Source organism: Rhodococcus sp. NPDC006774 (assembly GCF_040636045.1).
In the GTDB taxonomy this organism is placed as follows: Bacteria; Actinomycetota; Actinomycetes; order Mycobacteriales; family Mycobacteriaceae; genus Rhodococcoides.
This window is the reverse complement of the sequence record NZ_JBEYIW010000007.1, coordinates 113,745-135,811: the sequence shown is the minus strand read 5'-3', so window position 1 is coordinate 135,811 and position 22,067 is coordinate 113,745. Positions and strand designations below refer to the sequence as shown.

At 64.5% G+C, this 22,067-nt stretch carries 22 protein-coding genes; 11 read left to right on the top strand and 11 right to left on the bottom strand.

Translation table 11 applies throughout. The features are described 5' to 3' along the window. Positions 1-3 precede the first annotated feature (3 nt). Both fadD5 and ABZ677_RS13185 read right to left on the bottom strand, forming a co-directional pair. Positions 4-1,587, bottom strand: a complete 1,584-nt coding sequence (gene fadD5 / locus ABZ677_RS13190; protein ID WP_358369928.1) for a fatty-acid--CoA ligase FadD5 — start codon at positions 1,585-1,587, stop codon at positions 4-6. Between the two features lie 118 nt (positions 1,588-1,705). Further along, the gene (locus ABZ677_RS13185) at positions 1,706-2,503 is read right to left on the bottom strand and encodes an enoyl-CoA hydratase-related protein (RefSeq protein ID WP_358369926.1); all 798 of its coding nucleotides are present in this window, start codon (positions 2,501-2,503) and stop codon (positions 1,706-1,708) included. A gap of 178 nt (positions 2,504-2,681) precedes the next feature. Between ABZ677_RS13185 and ABZ677_RS13180 the strand changes: the two genes are divergently transcribed. Genes ABZ677_RS13180 through ABZ677_RS13170 form a run of 3 tightly spaced genes read left to right on the top strand, consistent with a single transcriptional unit; the run spans position 2,682 to position 5,466 of the window. After that, a complete protein-coding gene (locus ABZ677_RS13180) occupies positions 2,682-3,869 on the top strand; it encodes a TetR/AcrR family transcriptional regulator (protein ID WP_358369923.1) in 1,188 nt (395 codons plus the stop codon). Between the two features lie 29 nt (positions 3,870-3,898). Continuing rightward, positions 3,899-4,375, top strand: a complete 477-nt coding sequence (locus tag ABZ677_RS13175) for a DUF4334 domain-containing protein (protein ID WP_358369920.1) — start codon at positions 3,899-3,901, stop codon at positions 4,373-4,375. Continuing rightward, complete coding sequence (locus tag ABZ677_RS13170) at positions 4,375-5,466, top strand: NAD(P)-dependent alcohol dehydrogenase (RefSeq protein WP_358370268.1); 1,092 nt, start codon at positions 4,375-4,377, stop codon at positions 5,464-5,466. Before ABZ677_RS13175 ends, ABZ677_RS13170 begins: the two co-directional genes overlap by 1 nt. Here ABZ677_RS13170 and ABZ677_RS13165 read toward each other — a convergent pair. Both ABZ677_RS13165 and ABZ677_RS13160 read right to left on the bottom strand, forming a co-directional pair. Then, entirely contained in the window at positions 5,441-6,361 is a 921-nt protein-coding gene (locus ABZ677_RS13165) for an oxygenase MpaB family protein (protein ID WP_037187789.1), read from the bottom strand. The two genes, ABZ677_RS13170 and ABZ677_RS13165, sit on opposite strands and share 26 nt — an antisense overlap. A gap of 2 nt (positions 6,362-6,363) precedes the next feature. After that, positions 6,364-7,860, bottom strand: a complete 1,497-nt coding sequence (locus ABZ677_RS13160; protein ID WP_358369917.1) for an aldehyde dehydrogenase family protein — start codon at positions 7,858-7,860, stop codon at positions 6,364-6,366. A gap of 124 nt (positions 7,861-7,984) precedes the next feature. Between ABZ677_RS13160 and ABZ677_RS13155 the strand changes: the two genes are divergently transcribed. Together ABZ677_RS13155 and ABZ677_RS13150 are read left to right on the top strand one after the other, a co-directional pair. Next, on the top strand, positions 7,985-9,127 hold the full coding sequence (locus ABZ677_RS13155; protein ID WP_037187793.1) for an acyl-CoA dehydrogenase family protein: 1,143 nt from the start codon (positions 7,985-7,987) through the stop codon (positions 9,125-9,127). Positions 9,128-9,133: 6 nt separating this feature from the next. Next, a complete protein-coding gene (locus ABZ677_RS13150; protein ID WP_037187795.1) occupies positions 9,134-9,772 on the top strand; it encodes a GntR family transcriptional regulator in 639 nt (212 codons plus the stop codon). On the opposite strand, the gene ABZ677_RS13145 is transcribed toward ABZ677_RS13150, so the two are convergent. After that, positions 9,763-10,386, bottom strand: a complete 624-nt coding sequence (locus tag ABZ677_RS13145) for a TetR/AcrR family transcriptional regulator (protein ID WP_037187797.1) — start codon at positions 10,384-10,386, stop codon at positions 9,763-9,765. The genes ABZ677_RS13150 and ABZ677_RS13145 overlap by 10 nt on opposite strands. 92 nt (positions 10,387-10,478) lie before the next feature. On the opposite strand from ABZ677_RS13145, the gene ABZ677_RS13140 reads away from it, so the two are divergent. Beyond that, positions 10,479-11,297 (top strand): oxygenase MpaB family protein, encoded by an 819-nt coding sequence (locus ABZ677_RS13140; RefSeq protein WP_358369913.1) that lies wholly within the window; start codon positions 10,479-10,481, stop codon positions 11,295-11,297. An 8-nt stretch (positions 11,298-11,305) separates the two neighbouring features. On the opposite strand, the gene ABZ677_RS13135 is transcribed toward ABZ677_RS13140, so the two are convergent. Genes ABZ677_RS13135 through ABZ677_RS13125 form a run of 3 tightly spaced genes read right to left on the bottom strand, consistent with a single transcriptional unit; the run spans position 11,306 to position 14,581 of the window. After that, positions 11,306-13,672: an FdhF/YdeP family oxidoreductase gene (locus tag ABZ677_RS13135; RefSeq protein WP_037187805.1), complete on the bottom strand. Its 2,367-nt coding sequence runs from the start codon at positions 13,670-13,672 to the stop codon at positions 11,306-11,308. Between the two features lie 48 nt (positions 13,673-13,720). Continuing rightward, complete coding sequence (locus ABZ677_RS13130; RefSeq protein WP_358369910.1) at positions 13,721-13,981, bottom strand: acyl-CoA-binding protein; 261 nt, start codon at positions 13,979-13,981, stop codon at positions 13,721-13,723. 27 nt (positions 13,982-14,008) lie between these two features. Continuing rightward, a complete protein-coding gene (locus ABZ677_RS13125; RefSeq protein ID WP_358369907.1) occupies positions 14,009-14,581 on the bottom strand; it encodes a TetR/AcrR family transcriptional regulator in 573 nt (190 codons plus the stop codon). Between the two features lie 23 nt (positions 14,582-14,604). Between ABZ677_RS13125 and ABZ677_RS13120 the strand changes: the two genes are divergently transcribed. After that, on the top strand, positions 14,605-15,537 hold the full coding sequence (locus ABZ677_RS13120; protein WP_358369905.1) for an oxygenase MpaB family protein: 933 nt from the start codon (positions 14,605-14,607) through the stop codon (positions 15,535-15,537). 28 nt (positions 15,538-15,565) lie between these two features. Beyond that, on the top strand, positions 15,566-16,348 hold the full coding sequence (locus tag ABZ677_RS13115; protein WP_358369903.1) for an alpha/beta fold hydrolase: 783 nt from the start codon (positions 15,566-15,568) through the stop codon (positions 16,346-16,348). Positions 16,349-16,360: 12 nt separating this feature from the next. Here the strand turns inward: ABZ677_RS13115 and ABZ677_RS13110 are convergent, their stop codons facing one another. Together ABZ677_RS13110 and ABZ677_RS13105 are read right to left on the bottom strand one after the other, a co-directional pair. Then, positions 16,361-17,677 (bottom strand): class I SAM-dependent methyltransferase, encoded by a 1,317-nt coding sequence (locus tag ABZ677_RS13110; protein ID WP_037187809.1) that lies wholly within the window; start codon positions 17,675-17,677, stop codon positions 16,361-16,363. Next, complete coding sequence (locus tag ABZ677_RS13105) at positions 17,674-19,119, bottom strand: FAD-binding oxidoreductase (RefSeq protein WP_170945876.1); 1,446 nt, start codon at positions 19,117-19,119, stop codon at positions 17,674-17,676. The genes ABZ677_RS13110 and ABZ677_RS13105 overlap by 4 nt, the downstream gene beginning before the upstream one ends. Before the next feature lie 257 nt (positions 19,120-19,376). On the opposite strand from ABZ677_RS13105, the gene ABZ677_RS13100 reads away from it, so the two are divergent. Next, positions 19,377-19,811 (top strand): SRPBCC family protein, encoded by a 435-nt coding sequence (locus tag ABZ677_RS13100; protein WP_037188877.1) that lies wholly within the window; start codon positions 19,377-19,379, stop codon positions 19,809-19,811. Positions 19,812-19,939: 128 nt separating this feature from the next. Here ABZ677_RS13100 and ABZ677_RS13095 read toward each other — a convergent pair whose 3' ends face one another. Next, a complete protein-coding gene (locus ABZ677_RS13095; RefSeq protein ID WP_141217010.1) occupies positions 19,940-20,599 on the bottom strand; it encodes a hypothetical protein in 660 nt (219 codons plus the stop codon). A 470-nt stretch (positions 20,600-21,069) separates the two neighbouring features. On the opposite strand from ABZ677_RS13095, the gene ABZ677_RS13090 reads away from it, so the two are divergent. Together ABZ677_RS13090 and recR are read left to right on the top strand one after the other, a co-directional pair. Beyond that, entirely contained in the window at positions 21,070-21,405 is a 336-nt protein-coding gene (locus tag ABZ677_RS13090; protein WP_032404980.1) for a YbaB/EbfC family nucleoid-associated protein, read from the top strand. A gap of 3 nt (positions 21,406-21,408) precedes the next feature. Then, entirely contained in the window at positions 21,409-22,017 is a 609-nt protein-coding gene (recR, locus tag ABZ677_RS13085) for a recombination mediator RecR (RefSeq protein ID WP_032379989.1), read from the top strand. The last annotated feature ends 50 nt before the right edge of the window (positions 22,018-22,067 follow it).

Below are 22,067 nucleotides of genomic sequence, written 5' to 3'. Positions count from 1 at the left end.
CGGTCAGGCCGGCGTCGGCGAATAGGATTTCCTGAGCGAGACCTTCAGAACCTTGCCGCTGGCGTTGCGCGGCAACGCATCGACGATCACCAGATCCTTGGGGTGCTTGAACCGGGCCAGGTGATCACCGAGCCACACCGTCAACTCGTCGAGCGTGAGATCGGGCGCGTTCTGGGAATTGTGAAGTGCGACAATGGCGACCGGTACCTCGCCCCACTTGTCGTCGAGGCGCCCGATCACGGCGGCCTCGAGAATTCTCGGGTGCGAGAACAGTACGTTCTCGACCTCCGCGCAGTAGATGTTCTCGCCGCCCGAGATGATCATGTCCTTCTTCCGGTCGACGACGAAGACGAAGCCTTCCTCGTCCTGCCTCACCAGATCGCCGGAGTGGAACCAGCCGCCGTGGAAGGCATCGGCCGTGGCATCGGGGTTCTCCCAGTAGCCGCGCATCAATGTCGGCCCCCGGTAGACGATTTCGCCGATCTCGCCCTGAGCTACATCGTTCATCTCGTCGTCCACCACTCGGGCCGCGATGGTCGGGATCACGCGTCCGACGGATCCGATCTTGCGCAGTGCATCCGAGCCGTCGAGGACACAGGTGATGGGTGACATCTCGGTCTGGCCGAACACGGCGACGTTCAGCGTATCGGGGAACGTTGCCGACATGGCCTTCAGTACGGTGTCCGACGCAGGTGCCGCACCCCAGGAAATCACCCGGAGCGCAAGCTTTCTGGGGCTGCGAGACTGCTCGGCGCACATGGCCTGCCATTGCACCGGTACGAGAAACAGGTTGGTGACGCGTTCTGCGGCCAGGACATCGAGCAGAGTGCCGGGGTCGAAAGCGCCCACCGGGTAGATCACGGTGGTGATGCCGAGCAGCAGGCTCGGGGCGAGGCTGCCCAGTGCCGCGATGTGGAACATCGGGGAGGCGCAGAATCCGACCTCGTCGGTCTCGCTCATCTGCAGTGCGCGAATGCAGGTGAACGCCTGGGCCTGCATGTTCGCGTGGGTGAGAACGGCACCCTTGGGTCGTCCGGTGGTGCCCGAGGTGTACATGATCAGGGCGGACGCGTCGTCGGGCACGTCGACTGCCGCTGCGGGTTCGCTTTCGGCGAGCAGGCGCTCGTAGGATTCGCCGACGGTGATGACGATCGGTGGTGAATCGGCCTGTCCCACAACCGCGTCGACGAGTGGTGTGAGAGTCTCGTCGGTGATCACGATGGTGGATCCGCTGTTCAGGGCGAGAAACGCGACTTCGGGTGGAGTCATCCGGAAGTTGACCGGGACGGCCAGAGCGCCCAGTGCGTTGATGGCCAGGACTGCTTCGAGGTACTCGGGTCGATTGAGCATCACGATCAGTACTCGGTCGCCGAAGCCGACCCCGCGTTCCTTCAGCGCTCCCGCGAACCTCGCCACTCGATCGTCCAGTTCGCGCCAGGTGATCGATCGCCCCTGAAACCGCAGGGCCACGTTCGTCGGCTGCATCGTTGCGTGCCGTCGAACATGGTTGTTCCAGTTGCTTCGGTTGGAGAGCTGGGGTTCGTCGGTGTGAATCGTGCGTGCAGTCGAGTCCGTGTGAGCGGCCATCGCCGGTTCCTCTCTGAGCCGTGAGGCGGGGGGTCGAGTGTGGTGCAGCTTACCTGGGGAGCGGTGGTTTGTCTGTGGTTTGTGGAGTGCATTTCTGCAGGTCATTCAGACAGTAAGTTTATGGAGATTCGCGTCGGGAACGAGGCTGTCGGTGGTTCAGCACGGCGTCGAGTCCCTGCGCGAATTCCGGTGCCGTCAGCAGTTCGACCTGCCCGGCGGTCTCCCTCTCGAGTGCGTCGTCGAGCATTGCCAGCGTCGATGCCGTCAGAGCCCGCTTGGTCAACTCCAGTGCGCGACGCGGACCGCGGGAGAGCGTGCGTGCGATCGTGCGAACATGCTCGTCGAGGGCCTGGGGAGCAACTGCCGCGGTGATGAGCCCGCAACGGGCGGCATCCGCCGCGCTCATCGGCTCACCGAGCAGAGCCATCGCGCCTGCGCGTGCGCGTCCGATCGCGGCCGGGACCAACAGGGTGCTACCACCGTCGGGCATCAGGCCGAGCGACGTGAACGGCAGGAGGAATTGGGCGTCCTCGGCCGCGTAGACGAGATCCGCGGCCAGCGCGATCGACACCCCGATCCCCGCTGCGATGCCGTTGACCTGTGCTATCACCGGCATCGGCACGTCGAGCACCGCACGTACCAGGGCCGCGGCTACCCGCATCGTCTCCTCGGCGTCGGCCTGTGCGTCGGAAGACGGCTCGGCAGCAGCCATTTCGGCGATGTCGGCACCGGTGCTGAAGGCGGAACCGGTGCCCGTCACGATCACCACTCGCACCGCAGGGTCGGACGCGGCCGTGGTCAGTGCGTCGATCAGGGCCTCGGCGGTGGGGCCGTCGAGAGCGTTCATCCGGTGGGGCCGGTCGATGCGCAGCGAGAGGATTCCAGCGGCCGACGTGCAGTGCAGGCCGTTCGTCACTATGAACTCCTGTCGGCCGTCGGTGCTACCCAGTTGCGAATTGCGGCTAACTTAGCGCATCAAATCGACTGATTGTCAGTGTTTCAGAGAAATCCGTCGAACGGATCGTTCGTGTTCGAGCTACCGCTACGATGGGGAACGAACGTCGGGTTCGGTCCCGTCGGTACGAGGACAGGTCATGACTGACACAGGTGCAGCGACGCAACGCCGTCGACCACGAAATCGCAAAGCGCAGATTCTGACAGCGGCGGCAGAGGCGTTCAGTGAACGCGGCTACCACCCTGTCGGCATCGAGGAGATAGCGGCCACGGTCGGGATCTCGGGTCCCGCGCTGTACCGGCATTTTCCGACCAAGTACGCACTGTTCGCCAGTGCAGTCCTGCGATTGGCCGATTCATTGCTCGCGGCAACCGATCCTGCGGTCATCACTCGAGAGGATCCGGAGGACCGGCTCGACGCGGTCATCGGTGCCGTCATCCGAACCACCATCGACAACCGTCGAACCGGTGGACTGTATCGGTGGGAAGGGCGCTACTTGGTGGGGGACGATCGGCGCGCCCTGCGCCGGTCGATGGCAACGCTGCACGAGCGCGTGACGAATCCGCTGCGACAGCTTCGCCCCGATCTGTCCGAGGCCGACGCAGCCATGCTGGCCACCGCGTCGATCAGTGCGGTCGCCAGCATCACCGCGCATCGATCGGCGTTGTCGGCCAAACAGATCGAGGAGTCGATGCTCGCTGCCGCACGGTCGATACTGCGGACCGATCTTCCGCAGCAGGGCAGTGAATCTCCCCACCACGAATCGGTGCTGGAGCATGCATCGAAACGCGAAGAGCTGCTGCATCATTCGATTCGGCTTTTTTATCTGCACGGCTACCACGAGGTGGGCCTGGACGACATCGGCGCAGCAGCGTCGATCACCGCCTCCAGTGTCTACCGCTACTTCCCCAGCAAGGCCGAGCTGCTCGAGGCTGCGTTGCACCGTGCCAACGTCCAGCTCACCGACACCCTCGCCGGTGCGCTCGAGCACTCGAATTCCCCGGTCGACGCGGTGCGGACCTTCGCCAGGCTGTACACCGAATTGACCTTCCGGCAGGGCGAACTGGTGGCCGTGTACTTCGCCGAGATCGGGAACATTCCGGCCGATCGGCGGACCGCACTGCGCCGGATCCAGCGCCACAACATCGACGGCTGGGCGCAATTACTGCGTGAGGCACGGCCGAACACGAGCGTGGTGGTCTCAAAATTTCTGATCCACGCCGCTCTCGGGTTGGTCTTCGATGTCGGTCGCACGGTGCGGTTCGAGCGCTCCGACCGAACCATGGCCAGGGTGCAACAGACGATGACAGCGGTACTTCTGGGATGAATCCACCCGATGTGAAACGGAGAACAGCTATGACCGATCGTGAAACGATCACGCGTACAGACGAATTGCTGGCACGGACCTCGGGTGTCTCGGCAGCGGAACTCGACGAACTCTGGTCGCAGCTCGCCCCCGTACGCGCCGAGGACATCCTCGGAAGCTGGACCGGTGCCGCGTTCCAGACCGGCCACGGACTGTGTCGGGCACTGCCCGCCAGCAAGTGGCACGGAAAGAACTTCATCTCCGTCACCGAGGCGCAACCGTTGATCTGCCGCGCCGACGACGGCTCGCTGTTCTCCAACGTAGAGATGGGGTCGGGGGAGGCATCGCTGTGGAACATCGAGTTCCGGGGCGAGGTCACCGCCACCATGGTGTACGACGGCAAAGCCGTCTTCGATCACTTCAAGCAGATCGACGACCGCAGGCTGATGGGCATCATGAACGGCAAACCGGAGCTCGTGCTCTCTCGCGGCGAGCACTTCTACTTCGTGTTGGAGCGCGACCGATGATCGCCGCGCGGGCACTGCTCTCGCGTGATCCAGCCGAGTCCTTCACCGTCGAGAACATCGACATCGACGAACCCCGCGACAACGAGATCCTGGTCCGGATGAACGCGACCGGGATCTGTCATACCGATCTCGTTGCGCGACGGGCAGGTTCGGCCGAGAGGCCGGTACTGCTCGGGCACGAGGGTGCAGGCGTGGTCGAGTCGGTGGGCCGGTCGGTCCGCGGGATCGATCCGGGCGACCATGTGGTGCTGACGTTCCGGCACTGCGGTGTGTGCGGCAACTGTCGGCAGGGACGGCCGGCCTACTGCGTGGACGGCCACGCTCTGAACCAGTTCGGTGCACGCGCGGACGGCACGTCCCGCGCCGTCACGAGTACCGGCGCTCCGGTGCTGGACGGATTCTTCGGGCAGTCGAGCTTCTCCGAGTTCGCGCTGACCCGCCAGGACAACACCGTCGTCGTCGATCGGGATATCGACCTCGCTGTTGCCGCTCCGCTGGGGTGCAGCGTGCAGACCGGTGCCGGGGCGGTGCTGAACGTCCTGAAGCCTCGGTCGGGGGACACTGTGGTGGTGCACGGAGCAGGTGGGGTGGGGATGGCGGCCGTGCTCGCGGCGATCACCACCGGCGCCCGCGTGATCGCGGTGGAGAGATCGAGCGCCAGAAGAGAATTGGCGTCGAGTCTCGGTGCACACGTGGTGATCGATCCGGCGTCGGAGGATGCGCGCGCCGAGTTGTCGGACGCGACCGACGGAGGCGCGACGCACGCACTCGACACCACCGGCAACGCAGAGGTGATCGGTGACGCGATGGCCGCTCTCGGCAAGGGCGGCACGCTGGCGATCGTGGCTCTCGGCCGCGGTGTGTTGCAGCTGGATCTGCTGGATACGGTGTTGAGCGGCAGGGGGATTCGCGGATGCCTCGAGGGGGACGCCGTCCCGCAGCAGTTCATCCCGGCACTCGCCGAGATGTACTCCGCGGGGGCGCTCCCCGTCGATCGGCTGATCACCCGCTATCCGTACGACCGGATCGACTCCGCTCTCGGCGACCACCGCCGCGGAGACACCGTCAAGCCGGTGCTGGAGTGGCCCTGACCGGTGCTGCCGAATCGGCGGTGTACGGGCAGGTGGTAGCTCCCAGATCCCGAGGGCGGTAGCCGACGGGGTAGCCGGGGTAGGTCTTGTTCGACGCGTCGGCGGTGGCCCGCGAGTGCGTCCGCTTGGGTAGGAACCGCTCCACGCGGGCCCTGGCGCGAAGGCCACGCACGGCGGCCCGCTCGACCGTCGCCGAGCCCGACGGGAAGCCGAAGGCACCGGCCATCCGATCGTCCAACAGCGCGAAGACTGCCTGCTTCACTGCAGGGGTCAGCGCAGCGGGGTACCAGGAGCAGTACAGATCGAGGGTGTACGTGCCGATCCGTCGATTGTCCTCGGTGAAGCGGAACGTGCGCTCCTCGTAGTCGAGCTTGAACTGCGCGAGCTCGGTGTACGACTCGGGAATGTTCTTGATGCCCATTCGTTTTCCCACTTCGCAGTAGAAGTGGAACGTGGCGAGTCGTTCCTTGGGGTGCAGGCGACGCCATCCGTAGGTGTCGATCCACTCGATCGGCTCGTAGATGAACGTCGTCAACACGTAGAGCATGTCGTCGTTCGAGATGTCGTACTTTCCGTGCATTCGGTTGACCATCCGAAGCGACTCGCGCCCCCGCTCGGAGTCGTATCCGTGCTCGAGCAGTTCGGCCATCAGCAGCGAGGTGTCGTCGTAGCGCTTCTGCGGTCGTTTCTCGAATTCGCCGGTCTCGGCCAACAGCGCCGAGATGGTCGGCACGCAGTAGGTACGGAACAACGCGAATTCGAGTGCACGCTGGTAGTCCCACGGGAACTCGTAGCCGGCGGTGATGCGATGGATCGTGTGGCAGTCCCGCACCGGGTCGAGTTCCTCGATACGCCGGAGCCAGCCGAAGCGCCCCTTCTTCGGCGTGATGTCCATGGTCAGCTCCGTCCGTGCCGAAGCTTGAGCACCAGCGTCGAGATCTTCATGTCCCGTGCCTTCCGCTTCATCGTCAGCAGGTTGAGCGGAGATGCGAAGCTCTGCACCGCAAGCGATTTGACGGTGCTGAACTCTCGCAAGCCGTCGGCGCCGTGGATGCGGCCGAATCCCGAGTCGCCGGTGCCGCCGAAGGGCAGTGCCGGGATGCCGGCGAAGCCGAGGACCGAATTGACCGTGACCACACCGCAATCGAGCTTCTCGGCGGCGCGTCGACCCACCGCGGTGTCCTTGGTGAACACCGACGCACCGAGTCCGTAGGCGGAGGCGTTGGCCCGCTCGATGCCCTCCTCGAGATCGCGAACCTTGTTCACCACCACCGTCGGACCGAAGGTCTCCTCGGTGATCGCCGTGGAATCCTCCGGCACGTCGGTGAGGATGACGGGGTCGATGTAGGGGCCGTGGAGCGAGTCGAGTCCGCCGAGCACGGCCTTGCCGCCCTTGGCCAACGCGTCCTCGATCTGGCCGCGCACGATGTCGCTCTGCTTGGCCATCGTCATCGGGCCGTACGACGAGGTTCCCACGCCGCCGGGCTTCAATGCCCGTACCGCGGCGGTGAACTCGGTGACGAACCGGTCGTACGCAGGTTCGGCGACGTAGATGCGTTCCACACCGGCGCACGTCTGCCCGGCGTTGCCCATCGCGCCGAACGTTGCGAACTCCACTGCGGCAGCGATGTCGGCGTCGGCATCGACGAGCATGGCGTCCTTGCCGCCACACTCGGCGACCAGGGGAGTCAACGTCTTCGCGCACGTGGCCATGACCTTCTTGGCCGTGGCGGTCGAGCCGGTGAAGGCAATCTTGTCGACGGTGGATTCGCACAGCGCCGAGCCGGTGGAGCCGTCGCCGGTCACCGTCTGGAACACCGGGTGCGGGGCGGCGAGCGACGCCCATTTCTCGGCCAACCACACCCCGACCCCCGGCGTGAGTTCGCTGGGCTTGAAGACCACGGTGTTTCCGGCGGCCAGTGCGTAGGCGATGGAGCCCATCGGGGTGTACAGGGGGTAGTTCCAGGGACCGATCACCCCGACGACGCCGAACGGGCGGTAGCCGACGTACGCCTTCTGGTTCACCGAGATGAGCCCGGAGCCGACCTTGCGCTGCCGGAGGATCTTCTCGGCATTGCGGGCCGCCCAATCGATGTGTTCGACGCCCATCATCACTTCGAGTATCGAGTCCTCGTCGGGCTTGCCGGTTTCGGCGGCGATTACGGCAGCGAGACTCGCGGCGTCCCTGGCGATGGCGGACTTGAATTCGAGCAGCCACCGTTTGCGTCCGACGAAGCCCTGCACATCCCACCAACGCGCGGCCGACCGGGCGCGAGCGACGGCGGCGTCGACCTCTGCGGGGCCCGCGATCGGATACGCGGCGAGTGCGACACCTGTTCTGGGGTCGAGGCTTTCGAAGGTGCTCTCGTTCGTTCGTTCGATCTGGTCCGTCACGGGCTCTATCCTCCAGCAGATCGCATCACATATATTTGATGTGATTCAATGTTGTCCAGGACACACTATGCGTCGCTTCCGGTTGCTACAACCCCCCGTTGCCCCGATGTGCAGGAGCCGATCCATGAGTATCGATCTCACCCAGGAACAGACTGCGTTCGCGCAGGCCGTCGCGTCATTCTGTGCCAAAGAGGCGGGCACCAGGTCCCAACGGGATGCCCTCACCGAACACGGCAAGCACACCCACAACCAAGCGCTCTACGACAAGATGGCCGACCTGGGCTGGTTGGGAGCGATCATCTCGGAGGACCACGGTGGGGCAGGCGGCAGCACCGTCGACCTGTGCATCCTCCTCGAAGAATCAGCCAAGGCCATGGCCCCCATCGGCGGTATCGGACCCACCTTGATCACCGGCGCGGCGTACGAGAAGTTCGGCACGCCCGCGCAGAAGGACACTGTTCTCGGCGGCATCGTCGCCGGGCGCAGCTACTCGATCTCGATGTCCGAGCCCGAGGCCGGCTCGGATGTGGGAAATCTGACCTGCCGTGCCGAGAAGACCGACTCCGGTTGGCTGATCAACGGCCAGAAGACCTGGTGCTCGAATGCGCATTTCGCCGATCGGATCCTGCTCGTCGCACGTACGGGCAGAGAAGGTGGCAAGCACGAGGGTCTGACGATGTTCGACGTCCCGGCCGATATCGAGGGCCTGAACATCGTCGGCATCGACACGATGGGTGGAAAGGAAGTCAACGACCTGTACTTCACCGACTGCGTGCTTCCCGAGGACGCGGTGGTCGGGGTGGAAGGGCAAGGATGGTCGCAGCTGATGACCGGTCTGAACATCGAGCGCCTCATTCTCGCGGCGATGATGCTCGGTACCGCGCAACGAGCGTTCGACGACACACTCGACTTCATCACCCAACGAAAGCAATTCGGCAGGCCCGTCGGGACGTTCCAAGCACTGCGGCATCGAATTGCCGATCTGGCCACCGAGATCGAGTGCGGACGGCTGCTGGTCTACCACGTGGCTCGGTTGGTCGACGAGAACCCGACGAAGCTGTTCCCCCGCGAGGCCTCGATGGCCAAGCTCAAGCTCACCGAGACCGCGAAGAAGGTGGCACTCGAAGGCATGCAGATGATGGGCGGCTACGGTTACGCCACCGAGTTCGACATGGAAAAGCACGTTCGGACGACTCTCGTGTCCTCGATCTACGGCGGTACCAACGAGATTCAGCGTGACATCATCGGCAAGACGTACGGACTCTAGGTCATCGTGTTGCGTCGTCGCCCGCAGCTCTCGGAGGATGTCGCCGCAAGTATTCGCCAGCAGATCGTCACGGGTGCGCTCGAGCCGGGTGCATTCGTGCGAATCGACGAAACGGCCACCGAGCTGGGTGTGAGCGCGACACCGGTGCGTGAAGCGCTGGTGTCTCTCCGCGGTGAAGGACTGGTGGAGCTGGTACCTCGGCGCGGCTACCGCGTCAGCGAACTGACGCAGCAGGACATCGACGACATCTTCTGGTTGCAGGGCACGATTGCGGGCACACTTGCCCGCCGCGCGGCCCACGTCATCACCGACGAACAGATCGACGCGGTGCGCGCGCTGAACGACCGGCTACGTGATGCGGTGTTCCGACGCGACCTCGACGGCATCGAATCCTGTGAGTTCGAATTCCACAGGTACATCAACAAAGTCGCCGGTGGAGCCAAGCTGGCGTGGTTTCTGTTGGGTGCCGTCAGATACACGCCGGCCCGAATGTACGCGTCGAACCGGCAGTGGTGCGAGCATGCGCTCAGCAGCCACGAGGAACTGATCGAGGCATTTCGTCGACGGGACGCCGACGGTGTCGCAGACCTGATGTGCACGCAGTTCCTCGTCGGTGCGACATTGGTTCACGGGCTTCACGGGTGAGGTGGTTTCACCGGTGAGGTGGCCAACAACAGTTCGGTGCACCGGTCGACAACGGCGTCCTCGCTCAGTTCCAGTTCTCCGCCGAGCCACGCGGTGAGGACCTGAGCGAATCCGCCGACGACGAAATGGGTTGTCAGGTCGAGATCGTGATCCCTTGTCGTGCCGTAGAACTCGGTGGCCTGAGTGGCCAGCAGATGGGCGAACATCTTCGTCGACTCGGCTCGTTTGGCTACCAGGATGTCGCCGACCGTCGTGGCGGAGAAGAGGAGGAACCCGCGGCGTGGGTCTTCGGCGACAGCGCGCACGATCGCACGGATCCCGGCGTGTACCCGTTCGCGGTCGTCCTTCGGTGCTGCGGCGACCGCGTCGAGCGCGATGGCCGCGACATCGTCGACGACGTGGTCGTACACCGCCACCATCAGCGCGTCCCGGTCTGCGAAGCTCTCGTAGAAGTAGCGGCTGACGACGCCGGCCCGGCGGCATACCCCGCGAACGGTCAAGTCGGGCTTCGCTGTTCCGAGCAGATCGAGGCCGGTCTCGATGAGGATGCGCCGACGCTCGGCGACTCGCGCCGAACCGTCGACGCCGCCGTAGGTGCGGGGTGAATCGGGCATGGATACATCTTGACATCCCTCGGCATCCACGCCTAGCTTGATCTGAACACAGACGTACTCAGATTGCTGACAGTGAAGGAATCGATTGCATCATGACTGTCGACACCGACTTTCTGCGCAAGTCCATGACCGGGTTCGGCCTGCTCGCGGGGTCGGCGAACGTCATCATGCAACTCGGGCACCCCGCCGTCGGGTACGGAGTGTTCGAGAGCCGCGTGGAATCCGGACAGATCAACCGGCACCCGATCAAGCGCACCCGAACCACGTTGTCCTACCTCGCCGTCGCGGGTATGGGCGACGACAAGACCAAGGCCGCATACCGCAAGGCGACCAACAGATCCCATGCGGCCGTGCGGTCGACGGCCGACAGTCCGGTGAAGTACAACGCCTTCGATCCCAACCTGCAGCTGTGGGTGGCGGCGTGCCTCTACCGCGGTTTCGAGGATGTGTACGTTGCGCTGTACGGGCTACCCGATCCGGCCGTTGCAGACGAGATGTACCAGGCGTGCCACGTACTCGGCTCGACGCTGCAGATGCCGCCCGAGATGTGGCCCGCAGATCGAGCGGCGTTCGAGAAGTACTGGGAAGCAGCGCTGGACGACATTCACATCGACCCGACGATCAGGCGTTACCTGTACGGCATCGCCTCGGCCACGTTCGCCAGACCCGCAGCATTGCATCCGCTGATCGGGCCGTTCTTTCGCTTCGTGACCACCGGATTCCTACCCCAGCGATTCCGGGACGAGATGGAATTGCCCTGGGACCCGGTCAAGCAGAGACGGTTTGCGCTACTGCTGCGCAGCGCGTCCCTGCTCAACCGAGTGTTGCCGCCTGTCGTGCGAGCACTGCCGTTCAACATCCTGCTGCGCGATGTCGAGCGTCGGATGCGTTCGGGGCGGGCGCTGGTCTAGTTCGAGCCTCAGCTCAGGTGATGCGGCTGCGGGTGCGACTTGTGACCCTCGTCCGAGCCCTCGTTGTCCTGATGGCCGTTCGCTGTTCCCTGCACACCCGTCCCGGCCGGAACCATCGAGATGATCACCGACTTCGAGGTGGGGCAGTTGCTCTGCAGCGCAGTCGAATCCAGCGGGATCAACGGATTGGTCTCGGGGTAGTACGCAGCAGCCGACCCGCGCGGGGTGTCGTACTCGACGATGCGGAACGACGGCGCGCACCGTTCCACGTCGTCGTCGTCCCACTTGGTGACGAGATCGACCATGTCGCCGTCGCGGAAACCGAGCGTCGAGATGTCTTCTCGGTGCACGAAGATGACGCGTCGGCCGTTCTCGATGCCGCGGTACCGATCGCTGAGGCCGTAGATGGTCGTGTTGAACTGATCGTGGCTGCGCAGGGTCTGCAGAATCAGATGGCCCGGCGGAACCTGCAGCACGTCGATCGGTGACACCGCGAATTCACCACGGCCGCTCTTGGTTTCGAACGTCCGACTGTCGCGCGGGGGGTGTGGAAGAACGAAGCCACCGGGGCGTCGAACATTGACCTCGTAGCCCTCGCAACCGGCGACGACGCGGGAGATGTGCTTGCGGATGTTGCGGTAGTCGTCGCGGAAACCCTTCCAGTCGAGACCGTATCGGTCACCGAGGGTCGCCTCGGCGATACCGCTGACGATGGCGACCTCGGAACGAAGGAATTCGCTCGCGGGCTTCAGCGGTCCGCGTGAGGAGTGCACCGAGCAGGTGGAGTCCTCGACCGAGATCCACTGCTCGCCACTGGCTTGCACGTCCTTCTCGGTGCGGCCCAGGGTCGGCAGAATCAGTGCGGTCTCGCCGCAGACCAGGTGCGAACGGTTGATCTTGGTGGAGATCTGCACCGTCATCCGCATCTTGCGCAGCGCCTCGAAGGTGACGTCACTGTCCGGAGTTGCCTGGACGAAGTTTCCGCCGAGTCCGAGGAAGAAGTGCGCCTTGCCGTCGCGCATGGCCCGGATGGAATCGACGGTGTCCAAGCCGTGCTCGCGCGGCGGCTCGAAGTCGAACTCCGCGGCCATCGCGTCGAGGAACTTCACCGGAGGGCGTTCCCAGATGCCCATCGTGCGGTCGCCCTGCACGTTCGAGTGGCCACGAACCGGCAGCAGACCCGCACCTGCCTTACCGATGTTGCCTTGCGCGAACGCGAGATTGGTGACTTCCTTGATGGTGGCGACGGCGTTGCGGTGCTGCGTCAGGCCCATTGCCCAGCAGAACACGGTGGCCTTGGAGTCGCGCAGCATCTCGGCGGCCTCGGTGATCTGCGCTACCGACAATCCGGTCACCTCGGTGACGAGATCCCAGTCGACCTCGGCGACGTGCGCCTTCCACGCGTCGAAACCGACGGTGTAGGTGTCGAGGAACTCGTGATCGAGCGCGTCCCACTTCACCAGCAGCGAGCCGATGGCCTGGAAGAGTGCGAGGTCGCCGTTGAGCTTGATCGGCAGATGCAGATTCGACAGGTCCGTTCCCGGTCCCACCATGCCGCGCGGAGTCTGTGGATTCTTGAAGTTGAGCAGACCCGCTTCGCGAAGTGGGTTGATGGACAGAATCTTTGCGCCGTTCTGCTTCGCCAGCTCGAGGGCCGAGAGCATACGCGGGTGATTGGTGCCGGGGTTCTGGCCTGCCAGGATGATCAGCTCGGCGTTGTGGACGTCGTCGAGCGTGACACTGGCCTTACCGATGCCGATCGACTCCTGCAGAGCGATGGACGTCGACTCGTGACACATGTTGGAGCAGTCGGGCATGTTGTTGGTGCCGAACGACCGAGCGAACAACTGATACGTGAACGCGGACTCGTTGGAGGCGCGACCCGAGGTGTAGAAGATGGCCTCGTCGGGACTGGCGAGGGACTTCAGCTCGTCGCCGATCAGGCGGAACGCGTCGTCCCACTCGATGGGCTCGTAGTGGCTGCCGCCGGGCAGCTTGATCATCGGGTGCGTGATCCGGCCCTGCTGGCCCAGCCAGTGCTCGGTATGTGCGTCGAGTTCGGCAATGCTGTGTTGCGCGAAGAACTCCGGCGTCGCTCGCGTCGTCGTCGCCTCCTCGGCAACCGCCTTCGCGCCGTTCTCGCAGAATTCCGCCGCGTGCCGGTGGCCCGGATCCGGATCGGGCCAGGCGCAGCTCATGCAGTCGAAACCCTCGGCCTGGTTGAGCTTGAGGAGCGTCTGCGCGGTGCGCTTCGGGCCCATGTGCCCGAGTGCCCGCTTCATCGACACTGCGACGGCGACGGGGCCTGCCGCGTGGGTCTTCGGCTTCTCGATGTCGAGCTCGGCCTCGTCGACGTCGCTGTCGGTGCGTCTCATGCGGGTCCCTTCGTTGCGTTACCCCCGCACTCGACCATAGCCGTAGGCTCAGCCGGCGAGGAGCTTGGTCACCAGATCCACGTACTGCTGCTTCGCCGAATCCTGGCTCGTACCTTCGAGCTTCGCCCAGGCATCGAACTTCGCGCGGTTCACCATGTCCAGTCGTCCGGGCCGCTTACCCGAGGCGTCACCGATCGAACCCTGCTTGTAGAGCGAGTACAGGCTCAGTAGTTCTTCGTTGCTCGGCTTGGACGTGAGCTTCTTGACGTCTACCTGCGCGTCGGCGAACGACTGGTCGAGATCGGACATGAAGAACTCCTTCGGTTAGAGGTGCAGTCATCCTCGCACGGAGGCTTCGGAAATCAGCCGAATGCAGTGCGCCACGAGGGCTTCGCGGGTGACGGTGACCGTGCCGTCGAGATAGCCGATGAACAGGGCGGTCAGTGCCCCGACGGTTCCGACGGCGATCAGCTGTCGATCGGTGGAGTCGGGGAGTTGGGCGTGCACCAGTTCGACGAAGCCCGGTAGCAAGTCGAGTCCGCGGCGGCTGAGTGCCGGTTCGGCCAACGGCGCGATGAGCAACACCCGCCCCGTTTTCGGTTCGTCGATGATGAGTTCGACGAATGCGCGCACCGGCGCCGCGATGGTGTCCTCGGCGGTGTTCGCCTGCATCACGGCGTCGAGCAAGGCCTTCTGCGCTCTTGTGCCCACCCAGGCGTACACGGCCCGGACGAAGGTATCGCGGTCGGAGAAGCTCTCGTAGAAATACCGTTCGGTCAGTCCGGCGGTACGGCAGACGGCGCGCACGTTGACGGCAGGTCCGTCCGGGGAGCCGAGCAGCTCGACCCCGGCCGCGAGCAGCGCGTCGTACCGCTTGGATCTGCGTTCCTCCAACTGTTGACTACGCATGTTGTCAACTCTAGTCTGACAACATGCGTAGTCAGTCCGATCGACCCGTCCCGCTCGGTCCCGATTCACTCACCTGGAAGTACTTCGGCGACTGGCGGGGGATGCTGCAGGGCGTCTGGGCGGGGTCGATGCAGAACATGCACCCCGGGCTCGGAGCCGGGGTGGAGCAGCACTCCACATTCTTCGACGAGCGCTGGCAGCGGCTGTACCGATCGCTGTACCCCATCGGCGGGGTCGTGTTCGACGGCGATCGCGCCGAGGAGACCGCACTGCAGGTCCGCGGTTATCACACGAACATCAAGGGAATCGACGCCCGAGGCCGCAAGTACCACGCACTCGATCCCGACACGTTCTACTGGGCGCACGCCACCTTCTTCATGGGGACGGTGCTCACGGCAGACCACTTCATGGGCGGACTGACCGAGGCCCAGAAGGTACAGCTGTTCGACGAGCACGTGCAGTGGTACCGCCTCTACGGAATGAGCATGCGGTCGGTGCCCGCCACCTGGCCCGAGTTCCAGAAGTACTGGGAACACATGTGCAGCACCGTGTTGGAGGACAACATGGCCGCGCGCGGGGTGCTCGACCTGTCGAAGCTGGGACCACCGCCGTACGCATCCTGGCTGCCCGAACCCATCTGGGCCTTGTGCCGGCGTCCGGTGGCGAGCCTGTTCGTCTGGATCACCGTCGGGCTCTACGACGAGCCGGTACGCACGCTCCTCGGCTACAGCTGGTCCGAACAGGACGAGAAGCGCCTGGCGCTGTTCGGCAAGGCGGTCAACCTCGTGTTCGGGTTGGTGCCACCACGACGGCGACTGCATCCGCGGGGCCGCGCCGGATGGGACCGCGTCAAGGGCCGAACCCCGAGAACGGCACCGTTGGTGCACACACCGGCCCGCAATCTGCCGCCCGTGGAGCGGCGGTCGGACCCCTCGCACTACAGCCCGAAGGTGTAGATCGGTGCGCTCGGGGTACTACGCGGTTATGCACAGTGTCAGAACCGGAAGCGGAACCCCGATCGTCCTCGTCCACGGGCTCGGGTCCTCTCACGGGAATTGGGACCCGATCGTCCCCGCCCTCGCCAAGCATCGTGAGGTCATCGCCCTCGACCTGCCCGGGTTCGGGAAGACTCCGCCGCTGCCCGAGGTCTCCATCGCGTCGTTGACCGACGCCCTGAGGGAGTTCCTCGACAACGAAGGTCTCTCCGACGCCGACCTCGTCGGTAGCTCCATGGGTGCGCGCATGGTCGTCGAACTGGCCCGCCGCGGTCACCGAGGCTCGATGGTGGCACTCGATCCGGGCGGCTTCTGGAACGACCGCCAGGTCAAGATCTTCGGAGCCACGATCACCGCGTCGTTGGCACTGATGAAGAACGTGCAGCCGCTCGTGCCGTTCCTGGCCGGTAACCCGGTCACCAGAACGGCTGCGCTGGCTCAGTTCTCGGCTGCGCCGTGGAAACTTCCGAGAGCTCTGGTCGAACAGGAGCTCGAGGGCTTCTCCTCCACGACGTCACCGTCGCTCGACGCCGCACGCAAAGCCTTGATCCACGGGCCGAAGCAGATGGGTGCAGCGAAGGGGTCGTTGCAGGGCCCACTGCTCATCGGCTGGGGCCGTCAGGACAAGGTGACGACGCCCAGCCAGGCACAGGTGGCGTTGGAGCGATTCCCCGACGCCACCCTGCACTGGTTCGACAAATGCGGACACTTCCCGCACTGGGATCAGCCGACCGAGACCGCGCGGGTCATCCTGCGGGCGACGGGTCGCTGACGCTCACAAGCGTCAGCCGTTCCACCAGGGCCGCAGGGGGACGTCCGCCTGCCCCTTCGGTCCGAGTTTGACCGCCAGAACCTGGTGCAGCTGAACCACATTGCGCTCGAATCCCAGACGGCTGCCGGCCATGTAGAGGCCCCAGACGCGGGCCGTTCCCTCACCGGCCTCGGCCACGCAGGCATCCCAGTTCTCGACGAGGTTCCGGCACCATCCGGCGAGGGTCAGGGCGTAGTGCTCGCGGAGATTCTCCTCGTGACGAACCTCGAGTCCGACATCCTGGATCTCGGTGATGATGCGGCCCGAGCCGGTGAGTTCGCCGTCCGGGAAGACGTACCGGTCGATGAAGCTGCCCGCCTTGGCGTGCGCGCGATTGTCCGGCCGGGTGATCGAGTGGTTGAGCAGCCGACCGCCGTCCCGCAGCTTGGACTGGATGAACGTGAAATACGACGGGTAGTTGTGCACGCCGATGTGCTCGGTCAGACCGATGGAGGAGATGGCGTCGAAGTTGGTCTCGGGCACGTCGCGGTAGTCCGAGAAGCGCACCTCGGCGAGATCGGAGAGCCCCTCGTCGGCGATGGCCTTCTGCGCCCACGACGCCTGCTCCTGCGAGAGCGTCACGCCGATGACCCGGACGCCGCGGCGAGCGGCGTAGCGCACCATCGAGCCCCAGCCGCAGCCGATGTCCAGCAGGCGATCACCCGGCTGCAGGCCGAGCTTGTCGAACACCAGGCGGTACTTGTTCTCCTGAGCAGCCTCCAGAGACTGATCGGCGGCCTCGAACGCCGCGCAGGTGTACGTCATCGAGGGGCCGAGCACCTTCTCGTAGAAGGCGTTGGACACGTCGTAGTGGTGGTGGATCGCTTCTGCATCGCGAGTCTTGGAGTGACGCAGACCTTCTGCGATGCGACGCCACCGCGGAATTGCTTCCTGGGGCGGGGGAGCGATGGGCCGCAACACATCCCAGCCGAGTGAACGGGCGATCGAGGTCAATGTCATTGCCGAGGGGCGACGGAAGTGCAGCTCGTCGCCCATCAGTGCCAGCAACTCGTAGGGGTCACCGGGATGGACGCCCGTAGCCTCGAGATCGCCGGAGACGTATGCGCGCGCCATGCCCAGATCGCCGGGAGCGGTTGCGAGATAGGTGGTTCCGCGAGGGCTCTTGAGGTTGAGGCCGATTCTCGCGTCCTCGGGTCCTGCGGTGCTGCCGTCGTATGCGGTGAAGCGCAGTGGGATGTTGCCGTCGGAGATCAGCTCCAGAATCTCGGAGATCTTGAGCTTCTGGGCACCGTTCACCGTGCGATTGCCGGAGTCCTTGAACGTCGTCATCTGCGTTGCACCGCCTTCGAGTACAAATCCAACAATCGGGATTCGGGATCGTATTTCTTCTTCAGCTGGATGTATCTCTCGCCGCCGTACAGCACGGCGAATTCGTCCTCGGTGTAATAAGCATCCGAGTACAGCGATTTATGCCCGTCGAACTCGGTCACTTTCTTCTCGATGGCGCGGTTAGCGGCACCCTCGGGTTCGCCCGAAACGATCGGGACCGAAGACCAGAAGCCGATGTTGACGTAGGTGCGTTTCGGTTCGAGTGGATACAGCGGCCACGGCCGAGCCGGATTCGCGCCCGGCGCTGCCGGCTCACGAAGTCGCAACGGGCACAACCACAACGGCTCGATCGGGATGTTGTCGAGGAACCACGCCACGAAGCCTGCGGTGTGTTCGATCGGAACCTCGACATCCTGCACGACGCGTTCGCGCGGCGGATTTCCCTTGCGCTTCTCGAGTCGGTCGGCAATGTCGTACTTGCGATCGAGGCCGATGAGCTTCCAGTAGAAACTGCTGCGCCGGTACTTACGCGGCCAGAAGCGCCGGATTCTCGGGTTCTGTGTTCCGAATGCGCGGGAGCACCAGAACCAGTCGGTGTCCCAGCGCCACAGGTAGTCGTGAATGGTGAGGCGGTCGGTCTTCGGTGTGTCCGACGCATGCTGGATCGAGCGGTAGAAGATGTCGGCACCGGTGTAGTCGCTGACCGGCCCCGGTTCGTCGGTCTGGACGCCGAGGGTGAGGTAGCTTTCGTCGGCGCCGAAGACCACACCGTCGAGGTATTGGACCTCGATGCCGTCGTACTCGCGCTGCTCGACGATGGTGTCCATCGTGGACTGGAGAGTGTCGAGATCGTGAAATCGTAGGTGGCGCAACGCGACATACGGCAGCACGGGTTCGAGCTGAATCCGCAGCCGAGTGGAGTAGCCCAGGGTGCCGTACGAGTTGGGAAAGCCCCAGTAGAGATCTGCGTGTTCGCCCTCCGGTGTCGCGGTGACGATCTCGCCGCTGCCGGTGAGGACGTCGATCTCGAGCACCGATTCGTGCGGGAGTCCACTACGGAACGACGTCGACTCGATACCGAGGCCGGTGACGGCTCCACCGAGAGTGATCGTCTTGAGCTGCGGGACGACGAGGGGCGCGAGACCGTAGGGAAGCGTCGCGTCGACCAGGTCCTCGTAGGTGCACATGCCGGCGACATCGGCTGTGCGCGTGGCGGGATCGACGGTGATGACCTTGCTCAGGCCCGAGACGTCGAGCCCCGGCGTGGTGGTGGTCGTCCTGGCCCGGAACAGGTTGGACGTCTTCTTCGCCAGACGCACCGTCGCATCGGTCGGAATTGCGCGATAGCTGCGAAGCAACTGCTCGACACCCGACCGGTGCGCTGCGTAACCGCTCTCCCTCGGTTCTGGCCGTCGTCCGAGAAGAGCATTCACTGAAGCCACATACAGACGCTATATCTCGTACCGCACGGTATCCACCGGCATTGGCGTCCGACCGGTGAAACTTCACGCAACTGTTGCCGAATCCGAGCGAGGAATCGGAGTAAATCGGACAAATGGTTGCGTCATGCATGTGTTTTACCGATATGAGAATTGTCGTGTGAAGCACATCACACATGCATCGGCGCGATGCCGAACGTGGCCTCGAGGAGAGGCAGGATGGACGCACATCCCGTCCGCTAGAGAAGGAGAACGTTTCCGTGGCTCAGGTCAGTGCATCCAGTTCCGCCACCATCGCTGCCACACCGGATCGGGTGCTCGCCGCGCTCGCCGACTACGAGACGGTGCGCCCGCGCATCCTCCCCGAGCAGTACCGCGACTACGAGGTGGTCCAGGGCGGGCAAGGGGACGGAACCGTGGCCACGTGGACCCTGCAGGCCACCGAGAAGCGAGTGCGCAACGTCGCCGCGACCGTCACCGTCGCCGGATCGACCATCACCGAACGCGATGCCAACTCCTCCATGGTCACCACCTGGTCGGTCGCCCCGGACGGCGCAGGCACCACGGTCACCACGACGACGGAATGGAAGGGCGCAGGCGGCATCGGCGGATTCTTCGAGAAGACCTTCGCACCACTCGGACTGAAGAAGATCCAGGCCGCGACGCTGGACAACCTGCGTCGCGAGTTGATCTAGTCGGATCGTTCCGCAGGCTCCACTCCTTCCTAGTTGGGTCGTTCCGCAGGCTCCACTCCTGCCCGATCGGGTCGTTCCGCAGGCTCCACTCCTGCCTAGTTGGGTCGTTCCGCAGGCTCCACTCCTGCCTAGACCCGCTCGAAATCCGGGGCCGCGATCAGCGTCAGGGTTCCGACCACCACGGTGCGCATCGACCACAGGAACATCCCGTCGGGTCCACGGTCGACCGTGTCGTAAGCCCCGGGCAGGGTGTCGAGGTCGGTGCGGGCAGCAATCGCGTCGTCGTATTCACGATCGCGTCGGGCATCGTTGTAGACGACCTCCGCCAACGCCAGCGCGTGCTCGACGACGGTGATGACGGCCCACGTCGCCTGCTTCGGAGTGAGGTCGTAGCGAATTCGGTAGCGCGTCTGGACGGCGTCGGCCATCCGAAGAGCGTCGATCGAACTGGGAGTCAGACCGATCAGATACTCCGCGATGCCCGGGTTGGAGTGAACCAGCTCGCGCATCGCGGAGGCGAGGGTCAGCAGAGCGTCGTGCATCGATTCGTCGTCACCGGGAAGCGGCGGCGACCACCTGCGCAGAATCTCCTCCGCCACGAGGGCCTTGAGGGAACCGAGATCGTCGATGTTGTTGTAGATGGCGACGATCGACACGCCCAGACTCTCGGCCACCGACTTCACCGACACCTTCGGCAGCGTCAGCGCGATACCGGCCTCGGCCATGGTCTCGGGCGTCACCCGACGCTTACGAGGGGAGTGACCCTCGGAGTTCGTCGGTGCGTGCATTCGAGGATGGTACGCGTCTCAGTACTGACAGATGTTCAGGCGCGGGGCTCCAGAATCGCATCGTGTCCTTCTCTTCCGCACTACCCGCGACCGACGGGGATCGGACGCTGGTCGAAGACGGATGCGGGATCTGATGAGGACGGCATCCACACGATGGGTGCGGCGGTGAGGGTGGCGGACGGCCGAACCTTCGCCAGGGTGAATCTCTATCACTTCACCGTTGGCCCGTGCGCAGAGACCGTCGCGCGGAGCAACGCTGATCCTCGTTACCGAGGGCGAACCGTCGTGCGGCATCGCCGGAAGGCACTGCGCTGAGTGTCCACTATTCGTCACCGCAGGCGCGATCCCGTGTTTGCCGCAAAATTGTGGACACTCAGGTCGGTATGTCGATTCGACGCGCAGTGAATCACAGCGATTCAAGGTGCGACTACGCTGGTGTTCGCTTCGAACCCACGCGAGAGGACAGCACAGTGCAACCCGGTGAACAGCCCGACATGGCATCGATCCTGCAGCAGGCCCAGCAGATGCAGCAGCAGCTGATGGCGGCGCAGGCCGAGATCGCGGAAACCGAAGTGACCGGCCAGGCAGGCGGCGGACTCGTCGTCGCCACCGTCAAGGGAACCGGTGAGGTCGTCGGACTGACCATCGACCCCAAGGTCGTCGACCCCGAAGACATCGAGACTCTGCAGGACCTGGTGATCGGTGCGATCGCCGATGCGTCTCGCGCGGCTCAGGCCGTCGCGAGCGAGAAGATGGGCCCCCTCGCTGGTGGTCTCGGTGGCATGCCCGGCCTGCCCGGGTTCTAGGCGGTGTACGAAGGTCCGGTTCAGGATCTGATCGACGAACTCGGCAAGTTTCCCGGGGTCGGTCCGAAGAGCGCTCAGCGCATAGCTTTTCATCTCCTGGGCGTCGAGCCTCCCGAGGTGGATCGGCTCATGCGCGCGCTGCAGCGTATTCGCGACGGCGTTCAGTTCTGCATCGTCTGCGGCACGGTCTCGGACAAGGAACTGTGCCGGATCTGTGCCGATTCGCGTCGAGACAGATCGATGATCTGCGTCGTCGAAGAGCCCAAAGATGTTCAGGCCGTGGAACGTACACGAGAGTTCAAGGGCCGCTACCACGTACTCGGCGGAGCGCTCGACCCACTGAACGGAGTGGGGCCGGATCAGCTCCGCATCCGAGAGTTGTTGACCCGTGTGGGAACTCAGGACGACGGAGTGGACGTCACCGAGGTCATCATCGCCACCGACCCCAACACCGAGGGTGAAGCAACGGCCACGTATCTGGTCCGCATGATGCGCGACTTCCCCGGCCTGGCCATTACCCGCCTCGCCTCCGGCCTGCCCATGGGCGGAGACCTCGAATTTGCCGACGAACTGACGCTGGGCCGCGCTCTGACCGGACGTCGACGAATGTGAGTGCCCACGGATGTGGTGCGATCAAGTGCCGCCCAGGGCACTCGACCGCA